The sequence below is a fragment of the Streptomyces coerulescens genome (genome assembly GCF_042657965.1).
GTDB lineage: Bacteria > Actinomycetota > Actinomycetes > Streptomycetales > Streptomycetaceae > Streptomyces > Streptomyces coerulescens.
On record NZ_JBHSKM010000063.1, the window covers coordinates 1 to 551 of the forward strand.

The 551-nt window shown below is 70.8% G+C and carries 1 pseudogene; it reads left to right on the forward strand.

The window, feature by feature from the left end:
* Positions 1 to 551, forward strand: a pseudogene (locus ACFPQ9_RS44585) (IS5 family transposase); the annotation flags it as partial.

Consider the following 551-nt stretch of genomic DNA (forward strand, 5'->3'; position numbering starts at 1 on the left):
ACGACATCGGCTGGACCGCCTCGGTGGACTCCACCGTCTGCCGGGCCCACCAGCACGCTGCCGGAGCCCGCAAAGGGTGAGTCAGTCCGCGGTGAGCCCGCCGACCACGCGTTGGGCCGTTCCCGAGGCGGCCTGAGCACCAAGGTCCACTTGGCCAGCGACACCCATGCCCGCCCACTGGCGATCACGGTCACCGCCGGACAGGCAGGTGACGCACCCTCGTTCACCGCCGTGATGACCGCGCTCCGCGTGCCTCGCACCGGACGCGGACGCCCTCGCACCAGACCGGACATGGTGATCGCGGACCGGGCGTACTCCTCCCGGGCAATCCGGTCCCACCTGCGCGAACGGCACATCCGGGCGGTCATCCCGCAGCCCGTGGACCAGGCCCGCAACCGGCGCCGACGAGGCTCACGGGGCGGTCGGCCACCAGGCTTCGACGCTGATGCCTACAAGCAGAGGAACGCCGTCGAGCGGTGCATCAATCGTCTCAAGCAGTGGCGCGGCCTGGCCATGCGGACTGACAAACTCGCCATCGCCTACCAGGCCGC